This window comes from Pelagibius sp. 7325, assembly GCF_037652055.1.
Taxonomy (GTDB): Bacteria; Pseudomonadota; Alphaproteobacteria; order Kiloniellales; family Kiloniellaceae; genus Pelagibius.
Genome location: NZ_JBBKAH010000003.1, coordinates 129,252 through 145,641, shown reverse-complemented (window position 1 = coordinate 145,641; position 16,390 = coordinate 129,252). Strand labels below are relative to the sequence as shown.

General features: G+C 67.8%; 17 protein-coding genes. 7 read left to right on the top strand and 10 right to left on the bottom strand.

Features of this window, described 5'->3' with window-relative positions:
- Positions 1–46: 46 nt before the first annotated feature.
- Positions 47–940: a transcriptional regulator GcvA gene (locus WDC82_RS09830; RefSeq protein ID WP_340117124.1), complete on the top strand. Its 894-nt coding sequence runs from the start codon at positions 47–49 to the stop codon at positions 938–940.
- Positions 941–946: 6 nt separating this feature from the next.
- Here WDC82_RS09830 and WDC82_RS09825 read toward each other — a convergent pair whose 3' ends face one another.
- The 8 genes from WDC82_RS09825 to hutU form a co-directional block, all read right to left on the bottom strand.
- On the bottom strand, positions 947–1,699 hold the full coding sequence (locus WDC82_RS09825) for a DUF1194 domain-containing protein (RefSeq protein ID WP_340117123.1): 753 nt from the start codon (positions 1,697–1,699) through the stop codon (positions 947–949).
- A gap of 130 nt (positions 1,700–1,829) precedes the next feature.
- Positions 1,830–2,345 carry a hypothetical protein gene (locus tag WDC82_RS09820; protein WP_340117122.1) on the bottom strand — a complete coding sequence of 172 codons (516 nt, stop codon included), beginning with the start codon at positions 2,343–2,345 and terminating at the stop codon, positions 1,830–1,832.
- A 126-nt stretch (positions 2,346–2,471) separates the two neighbouring features.
- Positions 2,472–2,777: a hypothetical protein gene (locus WDC82_RS09815; protein WP_340117121.1), complete on the bottom strand. Its 306-nt coding sequence runs from the start codon at positions 2,775–2,777 to the stop codon at positions 2,472–2,474.
- A 285-nt stretch (positions 2,778–3,062) separates the two neighbouring features.
- Entirely contained in the window at positions 3,063–3,287 is a 225-nt protein-coding gene (locus tag WDC82_RS09810) for a hypothetical protein (protein ID WP_340117120.1), read from the bottom strand.
- Positions 3,288–3,435: 148 nt separating this feature from the next.
- Positions 3,436–4,998: a TRAP transporter large permease subunit gene (locus WDC82_RS09805; RefSeq protein ID WP_340117119.1), complete on the bottom strand. Its 1,563-nt coding sequence runs from the start codon at positions 4,996–4,998 to the stop codon at positions 3,436–3,438.
- Positions 4,995–5,516: a TRAP transporter small permease subunit gene (locus WDC82_RS09800; RefSeq protein ID WP_340117118.1), complete on the bottom strand. Its 522-nt coding sequence runs from the start codon at positions 5,514–5,516 to the stop codon at positions 4,995–4,997. Before WDC82_RS09800 ends, WDC82_RS09805 begins: the two co-directional genes overlap by 4 nt.
- A 150-nt stretch (positions 5,517–5,666) precedes the next feature.
- On the bottom strand, positions 5,667–6,773 hold the full coding sequence (locus WDC82_RS09795) for a TRAP transporter substrate-binding protein (protein WP_340117117.1): 1,107 nt from the start codon (positions 6,771–6,773) through the stop codon (positions 5,667–5,669).
- Between the two features lie 51 nt (positions 6,774–6,824).
- Positions 6,825–8,507 (bottom strand): urocanate hydratase, encoded by a 1,683-nt coding sequence (hutU, locus tag WDC82_RS09790; protein WP_340117116.1) that lies wholly within the window; start codon positions 8,505–8,507, stop codon positions 6,825–6,827.
- 174 nt (positions 8,508–8,681) lie between these two features.
- Here hutU and WDC82_RS09785 point away from each other — a divergent pair, with 174 nt between their 5' ends.
- A complete protein-coding gene (locus tag WDC82_RS09785; RefSeq protein ID WP_340117115.1) occupies positions 8,682–9,269 on the top strand; it encodes a hypothetical protein in 588 nt (195 codons plus the stop codon).
- Between the two features lie 21 nt (positions 9,270–9,290).
- On the opposite strand, the gene WDC82_RS09780 is transcribed toward WDC82_RS09785, so the two are convergent.
- Positions 9,291–9,851, bottom strand: coding sequence for a hypothetical protein (locus WDC82_RS09780; protein WP_340117114.1), 561 nt, complete (start codon positions 9,849–9,851; stop codon positions 9,291–9,293).
- Between the two features lie 349 nt (positions 9,852–10,200).
- Between WDC82_RS09780 and WDC82_RS09775 the strand changes: the two genes are divergently transcribed.
- From WDC82_RS09775 to WDC82_RS09760, 4 genes are read left to right on the top strand one after another with little or no spacing between them, the layout of a single operon-like run.
- Entirely contained in the window at positions 10,201–11,325 is a 1,125-nt protein-coding gene (locus WDC82_RS09775) for a molybdopterin-guanine dinucleotide biosynthesis protein MobB (protein WP_340117113.1), read from the top strand.
- A gap of 15 nt (positions 11,326–11,340) precedes the next feature.
- Entirely contained in the window at positions 11,341–13,047 is a 1,707-nt protein-coding gene (locus tag WDC82_RS09770) for an ABC transporter ATP-binding protein (RefSeq protein WP_340117112.1), read from the top strand.
- On the top strand, positions 13,044–13,901 hold the full coding sequence (locus WDC82_RS09765) for an alpha/beta hydrolase (protein WP_340117111.1): 858 nt from the start codon (positions 13,044–13,046) through the stop codon (positions 13,899–13,901). Before WDC82_RS09770 ends, WDC82_RS09765 begins: the two co-directional genes overlap by 4 nt.
- 55 nt (positions 13,902–13,956) lie before the next feature.
- Positions 13,957–14,592 (top strand): hypothetical protein, encoded by a 636-nt coding sequence (locus WDC82_RS09760; protein ID WP_340117110.1) that lies wholly within the window; start codon positions 13,957–13,959, stop codon positions 14,590–14,592.
- Positions 14,593–14,604: 12 nt separating this feature from the next.
- Here WDC82_RS09760 and hutC read toward each other — a convergent pair whose 3' ends face one another.
- Positions 14,605–15,345, bottom strand: a complete 741-nt coding sequence (gene hutC / locus WDC82_RS09755) for a histidine utilization repressor (protein ID WP_340117109.1) — start codon at positions 15,343–15,345, stop codon at positions 14,605–14,607.
- Between the two features lie 124 nt (positions 15,346–15,469).
- Here hutC and hutG point away from each other — a divergent pair, with 124 nt between their 5' ends.
- Positions 15,470–16,279 (top strand): N-formylglutamate deformylase, encoded by an 810-nt coding sequence (hutG, locus tag WDC82_RS09750; RefSeq protein WP_340117108.1) that lies wholly within the window; start codon positions 15,470–15,472, stop codon positions 16,277–16,279.
- Positions 16,280–16,390 lie beyond the last annotated feature (111 nt).

Below are 16,390 nucleotides of genomic sequence, written 5' to 3'. Positions count from 1 at the left end.
AACGATGCTTTCTCATCTCATGGATTAGCTGAATTAGGGCATAAGGATGCAGAAAAAACTCCCGCCTTTGAACGCCTTACGCGCATTCGAGGCCGGCGCGCGCCATCTCAGTTTCACCCGGGCAGCCGAGGAACTGCATGTCACCCAGGCCGCCGTCAGCCACCAGGTGAAGGCCCTGGAGGAGCACCTGGGCTACGCCCTGTTCAAGCGCATGACCCGCAAGCTGGGGCTAACGGAGCAGGGGCGGGCGCTGTTCCCGGTGGTCAGCGAGGCCTTCATGCGGATTGCCGAGGCCGCCGAGAATCTGCGCGATGCCGGCGACTCGCGCACGCTAACCGTGTCCGTCACCCCGGCTTTCGGCGCCAAGTGGCTGGTCTACCGCCTGCCCAAGTTCTGGCAGAAGCACCCGGAGATCGACCTTCGGGTCCACCACTCGATCCAATGTGCCGACCTGCGCTACGACGACGTCGATGTCGCCATCCGCTTCGGGGCGGGAAGCTGGGACGGCCTGGAATGCGAGTTCATGCTGCGCGTCGACTACACGCCGGTGTGCAGTCCGGCCCTGCTGAAGGGCAAGCATCCCCTGAAGCGGCCCGACGACCTGCGCCACCACACGCTGCTGCACGAAGACGACTACGACGGCTGGACGCAATGGCTGGCGGTCGCCGGGGTGAACGACGTCAATCCGCGCCGCGGCCCGATCATGGACGACTGGACGGTGCTGGTGCAGACCGCCGTCGACGGTGTCGGCATCGCGCTGGGCAAGCCGAGCATGCTGGCGCGCGACCTTGCGGACGGGACCCTGGTGGCGCCCTTCGACATCACCATGCTGACCGATCTCGGCTACCACATGGTCTATCTGCCGGGGGCGCTGGAGCGCGAGAAGGTGCGTGTCTTCCGCGACTTCATTATGGAAGAGATCGGTGCCGAGGCCGTCTGAGCCATCCTACCGCCGGTGCGGCGCGGCGATCTGCTGCGCGGTGGCGGCGGTCCCGCCCGGCGCTGCGGCGATCGGCGGGCCGACGATCTCGAAGTAGAGCTTGCGCCGCATCGCCACGGCGAAGTCGTCGAAGTCGTCGGCCGTGAGCAGGAATGCCCCCGGCCCGCCGACCACACCCGCCAGGTAGTAGCGTGCGAGGCGCGGTTCCTCGTTGAGGATCGCCAGGCCGTTGATGGTGATGCCGAGGCTGTTGGCTGCCGCCCGCGCGAAGGCCGGCGAGCCGCCTTCATTGGAGCGGCCGTCGCCGGACACGTCGATCACCTGGCGTTCGCCCTGGAAGCCGTTGGTCTGGGTCCACAGCACCGCAGCGTCGATGGCGTTGCCCAGCGCGGTGGCGCCGCCCGTCACCATGCGCCCGGTGGTGCGCACCGTGTTGGCGAAGGCAAGGGCATCGCCGCGGCCGGCGATCCGCGTCCAGCCGACGGCGCGGGTCTGCGCCGCAGCGCTCGACCACTGCAGCAGGCTGACGGCGATGCCCCTGCTGCCCGCCTGTTCCAGCGCGGCCAGCACGGCGGGATCCTCGAAGGCGGCTGCAATGCCTTCCATCTGCAATTCGAACTCATGAAGATTGACGCTGGAGGAGCAATCGACGGCGAGCACCAGTTCTAGGTGCACCAGCTGCGCCGCCGGGGCCGGCGCGGCGGCGAAACCGCTGGCGGCAAGCCACAAGACGAGTCCCGCCGGCAGCGCTCTGCCCACCGAAAACGTCCTGAAGGACCGCGAGAGAGCTGCGCGCAGGCCTGCCATGCGGCAAGTCTAACGGGCTTTCAGAGCGGCCGGTAGCGACGCGAAACGACCGCAGGCGAACGATTGCGGCGCCGGCGCGGCTTCAGAACCTGGGAGCGATGGGTACCTGGCGCAGCTTCTCGGCGGTCTCGCGACGCCAGGCGACGGCGTCATTCACCTGCTTCAGTGTCAGGGGGGCGCCGGTTTGCGCATTGATCATCCTGCCGCTGTCGTCTCCCTCTTCGGCACTGAGATAGGCCGTCGCGCTGTCCGGCGCTTCGGGAGAACTGGCGGCGGGGATCTGCACGGGGATGCCGCCGAAGGTCGCGGCGTGCGCGGGCGGCGCGTCCGGCAGAAGGACTTGGCCGGCCGGCATCACGACGGTGTCGGGAACGCTCGGCTGCGGCGGAGCGAGGCGACGACCGTTCTGGACGGCCGAATCAGGCGCCTCGATGATCACGGTTGCGGGCATGGTAGGCGGCGCCGACACCCCGGGAGCCGCCGGCTGCGGAACCGCCAGCTTGTAGACGACCAGGGGGCCGTGTTCGCCCTGTTGAACCGAAAACACCATCGCCAGCGCGCCAACGGCGCAGGCAGTCAACGCTTTGCGTGAGCGCAAGCCGCATTCCCCCCAAGGTTTGGCCGCAGATCGCCAGGGGAAAATTAGAGCCATGCGGACTCATCGGATGAGTCATTTCTGTGGCCTGGGCTGGGCCTGCAGAAGGCGGCTGGCGCTCGAGAAGCGTCAGCGCGGCGCCTCGGAGGTGGTGTCCTGTTTCAACTCGACGGCGGTCTGCTCGCGCCAGGCAACGTCGTTCTGCACCATCTCCACGGTAATGGTCTTGCCGTTCTTGCGATTGACCAGGCTTTCGTCGGCCGGCGTCTCGTCGGTGACGCGTATTGCCGGGCGACAGTTGCTGGTGGGATTGTTTTGGCGAACCGCCTCCATGGCGCAGGTCAGCGAGAGCGGTTCCGCGCTGGCAGTGGGGAGGGAAAGGCCGAGGCCGAGCGGAAAGCTCAGCGCGGCCAGTATCGTCGCCGTGCGCACCATGGGTTGCCTCCTTTGACTCGACTGACTGCGGAAACGCCCGCGGGCGCGCCCTTTCGTGTTCGAGGAGCCAACGGGGCCGCGGTGGGTTGGTTCCCCTTCTGCGCGATTTGACCGGGCCAAAGTGAAACGCCCCCTCGAAGGGCCGCCGGGGGAGCGGTTTCGAGGAGGCGTTTCTGGAGCTTCGGTTCTGCTTTCGGCTCGGTGCCCGGGGCTTGGGGGAAGGGGCACTGTCACCTGTACTGCGCGGGCGCGGCTGGAACCTCGGGGGCTAGGGGAGGTAGAGGCCTAGTCGAGTTCACGCAGCTTGCGTGCGGTGTCGCGATGCCATTTCACGTCCTTCTGCACCATTTCCAGTGTCAGCGGCTGGCCGGTGGTGGTGCTTACCATCACCTTGGAGCGGTCGCTGTCCGGCTCCAGTCCGGCGACGGCATCGCCACCGCCATTCAGGCTGGTCAGCAGCGCCGCGGCCACCAGGGCACACACGGAAAGGGCGGCAAGAATACGCAGCATCGTTTTATTCCACTTCACGCGGTCTAAGGAACCTGGGCCTGTCGGGGGAGCGATTGGGCCCCGGTTCGGATTGAGAACCCCGTTAACACGGAAAGGTTCCCGCCCGCCAGCGTGCCAAAGCAGTGTTTTTCGGCGCACCGAAGAAATCCTAGAAAAGCCAGGCCGGCAGGGCCGTCGCCAGCGGCTGCCACAGCCACAGCACCGCCATGCCGAGAATCTGCAGGCCGATGAAGGGAACCACGCCGGCATAAATTTGTCCGGTGGTGATTTCCTTCGGCGCCGCGCCGCGCAGGTAGAAGAGGGAAAAGCCGAAAGGCGGGGTGAGGAAACTGGTCTGCAGGTTGATGGCGATGAGGATCGATAGCCACACCGGGTCATGGCCCATGACGATCAGCACCGGCGCCACCAGCGGCAGCAGGATCACCGAGATCTCGACGAAGTCGAGGAAGAAGCCGAGGACGAAGATCAGCGCCATGACGAACAGCAGGGCCCCTTCGGGCCCGCCGGGCATGGCCTCGATGATCGCCTCGATATGGGCGTCCCCCCCGAGGCCGCGGAACACCAGGGAGAACACGCTGGCGGTCAGGATGGTGGCGAAGATCATGGCGGTGATGGTGAGGGTCGCGGTCATCACCGGCTTCAGCAGGCCGCCGCGCCAAGCGCGCCGCAGAGCGACGGCGATGGCGAAGGCGGCGACCGCCATCAACAGCACCGCAACGGCGCCCAGCAGCCAATCGGCCGTGCCGGAGTCGCCGCGCTGGAGGCGCACCGGAGCGAAACGGGCAAGCAGGGCGAGGGCGAGAAGGGCGCCGCCGCCCAGGTAGATCGCGCGCGGCGAGCCGCTCCCTGATGCCTGGGGCCGCGCCGCGGCCAGCAGCAGGGCGCCGATGGCGCCGACCGAGGCCGCTTCGCTGGGCGTCGCCACACCGCCGAGGATGGAGCCGAGCACCGCGACGATAAGCAGCAGCGGCGGGATCAGGGCATGCAGCACTTCCCGCGTGGCGGGGCGCGCCGTCGGTATCGCCAGTGCCGGCGCCGCCTTGGGCGAGGTCCAGGCCTTCACCAGCATGTAGACGACATAGATGGCGACCAGCATGAGTCCCGGCACCAATGCGGCGGCGAAGGTCTGGCCGACCGAGATGGTGTCGATGGTGAAGAGGCCCTGGCGGAACTGCGCCTGCTGGTAGGCATTCGACATGACGTCGGAAAGAATGATCAGCAGTGTCGAGGGCGGGATGATCTGGCCCAGGGTGCCCGCGGTGCAGACCAGGCCCGAGGCGAGCTTGGGGCTGTAGCCGTTGCGCAGCATGGTGGGCAGGGCGATCATGCCCATGGCGACCACAGTGGCGCCGACGATGCCGGTGGAGGCGGCCAGCAGGGCGCCGACCAGGATGACAGAGACGCCGAGCCCGCCGCGCAGGCTGCCGAAGAGGCGCCCCATGGTCTCCAGCAGTTCCTCGGCAATGCGGCTCTGCTGCAGCACCACGCCCATGAAGACGAAGAGCGGGATGGCGATCAGCACGTCGTTGGTCATGGTGCCGAAGAGGCGCTGGCCGAGAGCGCCCAGCAGCGAGACGTCGAACATGCCGAAGGCCCAGCCCAGCGCGGCGAAGGCCACGGCGACGCCGGTCAGCGTGAAGGAGACCGGATAGCCGAGCAGGATGGCGCCGATCAGCGCGGCGAACATCAGGAGGTCGAGGTACTCGGTCATGCCCCGGAGCTGCCTTCCATCTTGCCTTCTTTCAGGCGCAGCAGGTCGCGCAGGGTGCAGGCGAGACCCTGGACGATAAGCAGGAGGCAGAAAGCCGGGATGAGCGACTTCAGCAGGAAGGAGGCCGGAATGCCGCCGACCGAGATGGGTCCCTCCAGCACCGCCCAGGAATTGCGCACCGAGGGCCAGGTGAACCAGGCGAGCATCAGCATGGAGGGCAGCAGGAAGCCCAGCGCGCCGGCGAGGTCGATGACGGCACGCCCGCGCGGGGCGAGCCGGCTGTAGAAGATGTCAACCCGCACATGGCCGTCGACCAGCAGGGTGTAGCCGGCGCCCAGCATGAACAGGGCGGCGTGCATGTAGAGCACGCTCTCATTGAGGAAGATGTAGCTGATCCCGAAGACGTAGCGCAGCACCACCACGGCAAACTGCAGCAGCACCATGAACAGCGCCAGCCAGCGCACCGTCGCGCCGACGGCGTGGTTCACGGCGTCGATCCGGGCAATCCACTGCTGCATATCGTTTACCCCCGATGGGAATGCACGCTGCCATTCCCTCCGTTTGTCGCCCCGGTGTTTGATGCAAACAAAGCTGTCGTCCCGGGGTCAAGCCCCGGGACGACAGTGATGTGTGGAGCGCGCACAGGTGCGCTCTCGGTACTCGCTGCCTCACCCCTTGGCGTAGGTGTAGTCCAGCGCGCGGGCGTTCATCTGACCGTTGTCCGCATAGACCATGTAGTCGGCAACCGAGGCCCGGTAGGTGATGAAGCTCTCGGTGATGCGCTTGACCAGCTCGTCGCTGTCTTCGCGCAGTTCGGCGACTACCTCGCCGGCGGCGTTGCCCATGGCGACCATGACGTCGTCCGGCAGCTTCTTCACCATGACGCCCTGTTCGGCCACCAGCTTCTGCAGCGCCTGGGCGTGCTTGGTGGTGTACTCGGTCCACACGTCGTTGTAGAGCGACGAGCAGGCGTAGCTGACGGCCTGCTTCAGGTCGTCGGGCAGCGCTTCGTAGGCCTGCATATTGATGGCGCACTCTTCGGCGGACGAGGGCTCGCCGACACCCGGCCAGTAGTAGTTCTTGGCGACCTGGTAGAAGCCCAGTGCCGAGTCCGACCACGGGCCGATGAACTCGCCGGCATCCAGCGCGCCGGATTGCAGCGCCTGGAACATGTCGCGCCCGCCCATGGCCTGCACCGCCATGCCGAGCCTCGCACACATCTCGGAAGCAAGGCCCGTGGTGCGGAAGCGCAGGCCCTTGAGGTCGTCGACCGAGTTGATCTCGTTGCGGAACCAGCCGGCCCACTGCGGACCGGAGTTGCCGCAGAGGAAGGGCTTCAGGCCGAAGCGGGCGTAGATCTCGTCGTAGAGCGCCTGGCCGCCGCCGTGGGCCAGCCAGCCGACCTGCTCGTCGGCGCGCAGGCCGAAGGGCTGCGAGCCGAACAGCAGAATGCCCTTCGACTTGGACCCCCAGTAGGCCGGCACGGCGTGGTAGATCTCGGCGGTGCCTTCGGAGACGGCGTCGAACACGCCCGGCCCCGGCACCAGTTCGCCGGCGGCGAAGAGAGTCACCTCGATGCGGCCGCCGGAAAGCGCGGTAATGCGGTCGGCCAGCTGCTGGGCGGCGACGCCCGGCCCCGGCAGGTTCTTCGGCCAGGCGGTGACCATCTTCCACTGCAGCTTGCCCTGGGCGATGGCCGGCGCGGCAAGCGTGCCGGCCGCGGCGGCGCCGACGGCGGCCCCGGTGCCGGTTTTCAGGAACTCACGTCTTTTCATTGCAACTCTCCCAGTTGGATACCCCGTCTAGTTTGAAGCCAAGCGCGTTCCTCAGTCCAGCATCGGCAGGTTGAGTCCCTGCTCGTGTGCGCAGTCGATGGCGATGTCGTAGCCGGCGTCGGCGTGGCGCATGACGCCGGTCGCCGGATCGTTCCACAGCACGCGTGCGATCCGCTTGGCGGCTGCCTCGCTGCCGTCGCAGCAGATCACCATGCCGGCGTGCTGCGAGAAGCCCATGCCGACGCCACCGCCGTGGTGCAGCGACACCCAGGTGGCGCCGCTCGCGGTGTTCAAGAGCGCGTTCAAGAGCGGCCAGTCGGAGACGGCGTCGGAGCCGTCCCGCATCGCCTCGGTCTCGCGGTTGGGGCTGGCGACCGAGCCGGAATCCAGGTGGTCGCGGCCGATGACGACCGGTGCCTTCAGCTCGCCCTTGGCCACCATCTCGTTGAAGGCGAGGCCCAGCCTGTCGCGCTGGCCGAGGCCGACCCAGCAGATGCGCGCCGGCAGACCCTGGAAGTGGATGCGCTCGCGCGCCATGTCGAGCCAGTTGTGCAGGTGCGGATCGTCGGGGATCAGCTCCTTCACCTTGGCGTCGGTCTTGTAGATGTCCTCGGGATCGCCCGAGAGCGCTGCCCAGCGGAAGGGGCCGACGCCGCGGCAGAAGAGGGGGCGGATGTATGCCGGCACGAAGCCCGGGAAGTCGAAGGCGTTGGTGACTCCCTCGTCCTTGGCGACCTGGCGGATGTTGTTGCCGTAGTCGAAGGTCGGGATGCCTTGCGCGTGGAAGTCCAGCATGGCGCGCACGTGCACCGCCATGGAGGCCTTGGCGGCCTTCACCACCGTTGCCGGATTGGCGCTCTTCTCGCGCTCCCACTGCTCCAGCGTCCAGCCGGCGGGGAGGTAGCCGTTCAGTGGGTCGTGCGCCGAGGTCTGATCGGTGACCGCGTCCGGCTTCACGCCGCGCTTTACCAGTTCGGGCAGGATTTCGGCACAGTTGCCGAGCAGGCCGACGGAGATCGCCTCGCCCTTCTTCGTCGCGGCGTTGATCGCGGCGAGGGCCTCGTCCAGCGTATCGCAGCGCCTGTCGAGGTAGCCGGTGCGCAGGCGCATCTCGATGCGCGAGGGCTGGCACTCGACCGCCAGCATGGAGGCGCCGGCCATGGTGGCGGCCAGCGGCTGCGCGCCGCCCATGCCGCCGAGACCCCCGGTCAGGATCCACTTGCCTTTGAGATCGCCCCCGAAGTGCTGGCGGCCCATCTCCACGAAGGTCTCGTAGGTGCCCTGCACGATGCCCTGGCTGCCGATGTAGATCCACGAGCCCGCGGTCATCTGGCCGTACATCATCAGGCCGGCCTTATCGAGCGTGTTGAAATGCTCCCAGGTCGCCCAGTGCGGCACCAGGTTGGAGTTGGCGATCAGTACCCGCGGGGCATCGGCATGGGTGCGGAACACGCCGACCGGCTTGCCGGACTGCACCAGCAGGGTCTCGTCGTCACCGAGATCCTTCAGGCAGGAGACGATGCGGTCGAAGCACTTCCAGTCGCGCGCGGCCCGGCCGATGCCGCCGTAGACCACCAGTTCCTCCGGCTTCTCGGCGACGTCGGGGTCCAGGTTGTTCATCAGCATGCGCAGCGGCGCCTCGGTCAGCCAGGACTTGGCCGAGAGCTCGGTCCCCTGGGGGCTGCGGATCACGCGGGCATTGTCCCGCCGCGGGTTGGCGCTGGTATCGGGCATGGCGGCAGTCCTCCGGAAGGCTTTCCAAGTTGTATATACAACTTTGACATAGGAGTCGAGGGAGCCCGGATTGGTGCGGCAGTTGCTTACCTGTGGTTAAGATTTCTCGGGTTTAACTGCAATCTCAGGATGAGCGGCCTCGGCTGCGCATCGGGAGGGAAGGGAGACAGCGGTATGGTTTCAGCAGCCGTGCAGCAGGCGAGCACCGAAATCGCAAACTGCCTTGTCGCGGGCTATCGCAACGAGCGCGGCATTCATGCGGAGACGGTGATCGGTGCCGCCGCGGCTTTGGCCGGAGAGTTCGCCCTCAGGTCAACCGCGTCGCAGCTGCCCGACAGTGGCTGGGTCTTCAGCCCCGAGGCGAGCGAATTGATCTTCGGCGATCCGGGCCTTTGCGACATGCTGCGGGAAACCGCCCTGGAGGCTGGCGCCGGCGAAGCCGACATGCCGAAGCCCGTTGAACTATCCAAGCGCATCGCCGGCTCGGTCGGCGGCAGCCCCTATCCGCCGCTCAGCGTTCCCCAGCATCACTACCCCCACGAATGGTCGCCCAATGCCTGCGTGAAGTTTCGTGTCGAGATCGAACGGATTGCTGCCGCTCACCAGTTGACCAAGCTGGAAGTCGTGGTGGCGATCGTCATGGCGACGCAGGCGCTGATCGTGCAGGCGAAGTCCGCCCTCTCTCCGGCCATTGGCGCTACGCTGGCGATGGAAATCATGGGCGGCGTCTCACACATGGCGCCGCTGAAGCAGCCGGTTTGAACGCCCCGCTGTCGACAGGCTCTATATCCGCCTGCAGGTCCGGTCCATGATGAGTTGCCAGCCGTCGCCGCTGTCGGCTTCCCAGAGGGCGCGGAATTCCTCGCTGCCGGTGAAGCGGAACTCCTCGCGCACCCGTGCGGTGGTGCCGAGAACGTGGTGCATCTCGCCTTCCAGCCTCACCCAGGTCGGCGCTTCCTCGACGACCTTCATGATGATGGTGGCATCGTAGGACACGATGCGGCGCAGCGAGAGCGGCGCTCTCATACCACCGGGGCCACCGTCCGCGCTGCCGTCCAGCCAGACGTCGAGCAGGGCGGCGCCGTTGTCCTCCTTGATCTCGCCGACCAGGAAGTCGTCGCTGCGGCGGTAGGTCAACGTCATCGCGACGTCTTGGGCACCTTCCTTGGCAGTGCAGGTCCAGGTGCCGACCAGGGTCTCGGCGACCGGTTCGGCGGTGGCAGGCAATGCATGCCCGCAGAGCGCAGTGGCGAGGGCGAGCGCGGCGAGGGCGGGTCGGCATCGGCTGGGTCGCATGGCGGAGTCCTCTTCATCGTCGTCATCTTCCAGGGCGCGGCGAACCATCGGAATCTTCTGCGCGCGATGGTAGACAGGGTCCAGCACGCGCGGGCACTCATCTGGTCAATGGGTGTCCGGAGGGATCGTTCCCGGGCGGCGGTCGGCCATTGCCGTCAATTTTCTGCTGATTTTACCCTTAAGGCTTCTGTCAGGTAGCGCGCATAAGGTCGTCATGCTCGGGATGGGATGGGCGGCGCGAATGCGTTGCAGATGCAGCGGCGCTTTTTCGGGATGGTCTGTGCCGCCGGGGTGTTGTCAGTCGGGGGCCGGTTTCAGCGCAAGACGTCGCCAAGGGCGAGCGGCGGCATGCGGCCCGGTGGGCCGATGCTGGCGACGTAGAGGAGCGAGAGGTCAGATGCAGCAGATTCAGGACATCATTGCCGGAGCGGTGGACTCACTGAGCGCCGCCGACCAGGAATCGGCTGCCCCCCGCTTCCGTCCCCTCACCGGCGAGGAACTGCGGCGGGCCAAGCGCGCCTACGTCACCACGCGCATCGACCTGACGCAGGCGGCCCGGCTGATGACCGCTGGCGCGCAGCCGCGGGCCGGCGACCTGCTGCTCGCGCGTGTCGTGAAACTCGGCCATCACCGCAAGCTGGAGAGCCCGGCGGGCCGCCGGCAAATCCTCTTCACCGACGACCTTATTCTCGTCTGCTATGGCGCGCGCTACGCCAGCGACCAGTTCGAGGCGCTGGTGCCTGATAGCCTGGCGCCCTGTCATCTCGCCGCCGCCGGCGGCATCGCTGGCCTGTGCAACGCCCGGCACGCGACGGCGCGCAAGCCGACGGAAATCGAACCGCTGGGGCTCATCGCCGATGCCGAGGGCCGCGTGCTCAATCTTGCCGACTTTGCGGAGCGTCGCGCGAAGGGTACGGCGCTGCAACCCTATGTCCTGGCCGTTGTCGGCAGCTCCATGAATGCTGGCAAGACCACCACCGTCGCGTCTATGGTTCGCGGCCTGGCGAAGTCCGGCCTCAGCGTCGGCGCGGCGAAGGTTACCGGCACCGGTGCCGGGTGCGACCGCTGGGCGATGGTCGATGCCGGCGCCGAGGTGGTGCTGGACTTCACCGATTTCGGCTATGCCTCGACCTATCAGGTGCCGGTGGAGCGGACGGCGGCTGTGCTGGATGCGGCGGTTGCCGCCCTCGGCCGTGAAGGCTGCGACGTCGTGGTGGTAGAACTGGCTGACGGCCTGCTGTTCCCAGAGACAGCGGCGCTGGCCGAGCATGCGAGCTTCCGCGCGCAGGTTGACGGCGTGGTGCTGGCAGCCTCGGACTCCATGAGCGCCGGCTTTGGCGCCGACTGGCTGCTGCAGCGCCGCCTGCCGCTCATCGGGCTTGCCGGTAAGCTGAGCTCCAGCCCGCTGATGATCCGCGAGGTCGAGGCGTCCTGCAGCGTCCCCGTGCTGGGCCTAGACGCGCTTGAATCCGGGGAGTGGACTCAGAAGGTCGGGCCCTCCAGCAAGCGCGTTGCGGCCTGACGGAACGAATCATAGATGAAGCTACCCCGCCTCTTCGCCGGATCGCGCCGCCGGGACTTCGCCCTGCTGGTGGTGAACGGCGGCGTGCAGGCGGCCGGCGCGGTCGCCACCGCGCTGCTGGTGCACGCCGGCTTCGATCGCCTGATCGCCGGCGAGGGCGCCGATGGAGGCGGCATGGGGCAGTCCGCCTGGATCGTCGGCATTCTCATCGGCATCGCCGTTGTCAATGCCTGGCTGCGCTACCGTGAGCACGTCGACGCCGAGCGCGTCGGCCAGTCCTATGTCCATGCCCTACGCATGCGGCTCTACCGCCATCTCATGCGTGTCGGCCCCGGTATCGCCGGCAAGATGAGTCGCGGCGCGCTCACGCTGCGCTTCGTCGGCGACCTCACGGCGTTGCGCCGCTGGGTCAGCCTGGGTCTCGCGCGGCTGTTGGTGGGCAGCGTGGTGATCGTCACCGCCCTTGCCGTCCTGGCGGCGATCGAGCCGACGATCGCGCTCTCTGTCGGCACCGGTGTGGCGATGGCCGGACTGCTGGGCCTCGGCCTGGGTGCCCGTTTGCAATCGGCGACACGCGAGGTGCGCCGGCGCCGCGGGCGCTTGGCGGCTGCCTTGACCGACCGTCTTGCGCATCTCCACTTGGTGCAGGTCTTTGGTCAAGAGCGCCGTGAGACGGCGCGCTTCAAGACGTTGAGCCGTCGTCTCAAGGCCGCGTTCCTGCAGCGGGCCGGCGCCATCGGGTTGCTGCGTGCCCTGGCCGACGCCGGCGCCGCCACCGCCAGCCTCTGCGCCCTGCTGGTCGGCGCGCAACTCGTAGCCTTGGGGGTGGCGAGCCCCGGTGCCGTGGTGGCGGCGATGCTGGTGGCAGGCCTGCTGGCACCGCGCCTGCAGGAGCTCGGCCGCATCTACGAATACTGGACTGCAGCGCACATCGCCCGCGAGAAGCTGCACTACCTGCTGCGCATCCGCCCGCCGCGCGCCGGCGCGCTGGCGCGCGGCGGTCTCGATTTGCCGCAGGGGCGCGGCGCGCTGGCGTTGCGCGGTATCGCTCTCGACGGCCTGCTGCCACCGCTCGATCTCGCCATCGCGCCGGGCGAACGTCTCTGCATTGTCGGCGAGAACGGGGCGGGCAAGTCCTCGCTGCTGCAGGTGATAGCCGGCTTGCGCCGCCCCGACGGCGGCAGCGTCGAGCTGAACGGTCAGGATCTGGCCGTTACCGACGCGCGTCAGGTGCGCCGTGCGATCGGCCTGGTTTCCTGCGATCTGCCGCTGCTGCGCGGCAGCCTGCGTTTCAACCTGACCTATGGTCTTGGCGGGCCCGACAAGGCGGCGGAAAGTGCCCTGGACGAGATCGTCGCGCGCTGCGATCTCGCGGGTCTGCTGGAACGGCTGCCGCAGGGGCTCGATACCCAGCTCAGCGAGCAGCAGTCACGGCTCTCCACCGGCGAGCGCCTGCGCATTGCACTGGCGCGCAGCCTACTGCTGCGCCCGCAGGTGCTGCTGCTTGACGAGATGGACGCCCATCTCGACGGCGAGGGTGTCGCCGCGCTGGATAAGGTCATCCGCGAATTCGAAGGGTCGCTGGTTTTCGTCACCCACCGCCGCGAGCGCACGGCCTTGGCAACGCGCACCCTCACGCTGCGCGCCGGCCAGCCTGCTGTGCAGACGGACGGGGCAGCACCGCTGCCGCTCCCGCTCCCGCACCTGAAGGTGGTGACATGACCGCGCGTCCACTGAGCCCGGCCAAACTGTGCCGGGAGAACGCAAACTGCAATGCCGCCGCGGTGTCGCGGCCGGAGGCGCTGCTCGGCCAGCTATCCTTGCGCGCGGCGGACGGCGCCGAGCGCCCGAACTATTTCTACTTCATGCCGAAAGACACCGACCCGACACGGCCTCCGCTGGTATCGGTGCACGGCATCTCCCGAAACGTCGAGGAACATGCGCGTGCCTTCGCGCCGCTGGCGGCAGCACAGCGCCGCCTGCTGATCGCGCCACACTTCGATGCCGCTCGCTTCGACGGCTTCCAGCGCCTGGCGCGCGATACGGAGTCAGTGGTAGAGAACCTGTGGGAGGACATCGAGTCTTTCACCGGCGTGCCGCAGGGGCCGGTCGACATGGTCGGCTTCTCCGCTGGTGCGCAGTTCACCCATCGCTACGCCATGCTGAACCCGCAGCGTATCCGCTCGCAGGTGCTGGTCGCCGCCGGCTGGTTCACGCTGCCCAGCGAGCGCGACAGCTATCCCTACGGTGTAAAGCGCGACAGCCGGCGCGGCCGGCGGGCGGCGGAGAACCTGACACGTTTCCTGGCGCTGCCGACCCTCGTGCTGGTGGGCGCACGCGACGACCTGCGCGACGCCGCGCTGCGCCGCAGCCCGGACATCGACATCAAGCAAGGCATCAACCGCATCGAGCGCGCCAGCCGCTGGAGCTGCAACTTCCTGCAGGCGGCGACCCGCGCGGGTGTCGCACCCTGCCTTCAGTTTGCCGTCATGCCGGATTGCGGCCATGCCTTCGAGGACTGTGTCTCCAGAGGTGGGCTGGTCGAGCAGGTCGGCCACTGGCTGCGGCTCGGGTAGGGCGGGTCGCTTCGCTCGCAAGAACATCGATATGGGAAGATTGAGGAGAGACCTTATGCATGCCATTCCTGGACGTTCGTTTTCCACATTTCGGCTGTTGTTGGTGCTGCCACTGCTGACCGTTCTCGCGGCCTGCGCAGCGGCACCGAAGGAGCCGGACACGCGGACGATCGGCCTGGATCTCTGGTCCGGCGAGGCGAGCGGCGCCGGGCAGGCGCTGCCGGCGCTCAACGTCGTGCATGGCTCTCGCACGATCTCCGGTCCCACTGCGTGGACGCATGACAAGACCGGGCAGGTGCTGCAGGTCTACGAACGCCGCAACGTCGAAAGCGACGGCGTGAAGTCGCAGCTCTTCACCGTCCGCCCGGACGGCCAGGCGCTGGGCCGTGTCTTCGACACACGCCCCGGGCGCGCCGACCGCAGCTTCGAGAACGATGCCTTCTTTCCGCTCGGCACCTGGTCGCGCGGCGAGAGCCGGGATTTCCAGGTGGTCGAGTACACCGAGCAGGGACCGCAGACGCGCATCGCCACCATGAAGATCCGCCGTCTCGACTTCACCTTCCGGGACGTGCCGCACTCGCTGCGCTACGACTGGATCCTGAAGGACGCCAATGGGACGGTGCTGTACAACGAGCGCTACGTTTACAGCCCAGGCGTCGGCTTCGCCGCCTTCGACAACCGGCTGAAGTAGCCAGCCGCCAAGCTAGCGGCCCTGGGCGGTGAAGCGCCCGCCCAGGCGGTAGCGCTCGCCCGGGTGCAGCAGGCGCGCCCAGGTGACCGGCACGCCGGCAGACCAGGTCTGGCGGCGCAGCAGCAGGCAGGGCTCGCCGGGCTTCATCCCCAGCAGCTTGCGCTCCTCCGCCGAGGGCATCACCGCCATCACCACGTGCTCGGCCTCGCTGAGCGGCGCGGTGTCCTGCAGGTACTTGTGGGGCGTGATGGCGGCGAAATCCTGCGCCAGGTAGTCGGGGGCCGCCGCCGGATTCACATAGCGGTCCTCCAGCTGCACCGGCTGGCCGTTCTCACGATGCACGATGACCGAGTGAAAGACCGTGTCGCCGCGCGCCAGCCCCAGCAGCCTAGCATCGAGCGCGCGCGCCTTCTCGCGCCGCAGCAGATGCAGTTCGGCGCTGTGCGCGTGGCCGCGCGCGCGGATCTCCTCGGCGATGTTGCGGATGGCCAGCACTTCCGACTGCGGCTTGGGCGGGGCGACGTAGGTGCCGGCGCCCTGCACCCGCTCCAGCCAGCCCTCCGTGGTCAGCTCGCGCAGCGCCCGGTGCACCGTCATGCGGCTGACCGAGAGTTCCACCGTCAGCTCGTTCTCCGAGGGCACGCGGTTGCCCTCCGGCCAGTCGCCGGCCAGGATACGCCCGACGATGTAGTCCTTCACCTGCTGGTAGAGCGGCGGGTCGGACTCGGCGGTGCCGGCGGTGGCGCGGGGCATGGGAAAACCGGTTCCTCTTGCGGCGGGCTGTGGTCCCGCCGCCAAAAAATCTGTATGAACTTGTATATACAACGGCGCGGCGGCTTGCCAGCCCGCCGCGTCAGCCAGCCCGAGGGACGATCGCGTGGATCTCTACAACTTCAAACAAGGCAGCCTGCCGCTGCTGGTCTCCATGCCGCACAGCGGCACCCATATCCCGGACGCGATGGCGGCGCGGATGACGGATGTGGCGCGCACGGTGCCGGACACCGACTGGCACCTGCCCGGGCTCTACGACTTCCTGGCGGGGCTCGACGTCTCGGTGATCTCGGCGACCCACTCGCGCTACGTCATCGACCTGAACCGCGCGCCGGACAGCCGCGCGCTCTATCCCGGTGCCAGCAACACCGAACTCTGCCCGCTGCAGACCTTCGACATGGAGGAAATCTATCTGGAAGGCCGGCGGCCCGACGAGACCGAGGTGGCCGAGCGGCGCGAGACCTACTGGCGGCCCTACCACCAGCGCATCGACGAAGAACTGGCGGCGATCAAGGCGCGCCACGGCCTTGCCCTGCTGTGGGACGCCCATTCGATCCGCAGCGTACTGCCGCGCTTCTTCGACGGCCGGCTGACCGACCTCAACCTCGGCACCGGCGACGGCACGGCCGCGGCGGCGAGCCTGCTCGATATCCTGGGGGCGGTGGCCCGCGACGCCGGGAACCTGGGCTACACCCATGCGGTGAACGGGCGCTTCAAGGGCGGCTACATCACCCGCAGCCATGGGGATCCGGCGAACGGCATCCACGCCGTGCAGCTGGAGCTCACCCAGTCGACCTACATGGACGAGACACCGCCTTTCGGCTTCCGCGAGGACCTCGCCGAGCAGGTCCGCCCGGTGCTCTCCGGCCTCATCCACGCCATGCTGGCCTGGGCGGAGCTGGAACAGCAGGGCTGAGCGGGCTCCCCTCACCCAGCTTCGTCTAAGTTCGCTCCGCTCACGAAGACTTCGCAACCCTCTCCCGCCAGGGGAGAGGGTTCGAGTTATTACCCTCTCCCCTTCGTGGGA

Bases quoted from the DNA above. Each gene is read 5' to 3' on its own strand.
- WDC82_RS09805 (WP_340117119.1), bottom strand. From the start codon at position 4,998: ATGACCGAGTACCTCGACCTCCTGATGTTCGCCGCGCTGATCGGCGCC.
- WDC82_RS09830 (WP_340117124.1), top strand. From the start codon at position 47: ATGCAGAAAAAACTCCCGCCTTTGAACGCCTTACGCGCATTCGAGGCC.
- WDC82_RS09770 (WP_340117112.1), top strand. From the start codon at position 11,341: ATGAAGCTACCCCGCCTCTTCGCCGGATCGCGCCGCCGGGACTTCGCC.
- WDC82_RS09780 (WP_340117114.1), bottom strand. From the start codon at position 9,851: ATGGTTCGCCGCGCCCTGGAAGATGACGACGATGAAGAGGACTCCGCC.
- WDC82_RS09795 (WP_340117117.1), bottom strand. From the start codon at position 6,773: ATGAAAAGACGTGAGTTCCTGAAAACCGGCACCGGGGCCGCCGTCGGC.
- WDC82_RS09775 (WP_340117113.1), top strand. From the start codon at position 10,201: ATGCAGCAGATTCAGGACATCATTGCCGGAGCGGTGGACTCACTGAGC.
- hutU (WP_340117116.1), bottom strand. From the start codon at position 8,507: ATGCCCGATACCAGCGCCAACCCGCGGCGGGACAATGCCCGCGTGATC.
- WDC82_RS09810 (WP_340117120.1), bottom strand. From the start codon at position 3,287: ATGCTGCGTATTCTTGCCGCCCTTTCCGTGTGTGCCCTGGTGGCCGCG.
- WDC82_RS09800 (WP_340117118.1), bottom strand. From the start codon at position 5,516: ATGCAGCAGTGGATTGCCCGGATCGACGCCGTGAACCACGCCGTCGGC.
- WDC82_RS09765 (WP_340117111.1), top strand. From the start codon at position 13,044: ATGACCGCGCGTCCACTGAGCCCGGCCAAACTGTGCCGGGAGAACGCA.
- WDC82_RS09760 (WP_340117110.1), top strand. From the start codon at position 13,957: ATGCATGCCATTCCTGGACGTTCGTTTTCCACATTTCGGCTGTTGTTG.
- WDC82_RS09785 (WP_340117115.1), top strand. From the start codon at position 8,682: ATGGTTTCAGCAGCCGTGCAGCAGGCGAGCACCGAAATCGCAAACTGC.
- hutC (WP_340117109.1), bottom strand. From the start codon at position 15,345: ATGCCCCGCGCCACCGCCGGCACCGCCGAGTCCGACCCGCCGCTCTAC.
- WDC82_RS09815 (WP_340117121.1), bottom strand. From the start codon at position 2,777: ATGGTGCGCACGGCGACGATACTGGCCGCGCTGAGCTTTCCGCTCGGC.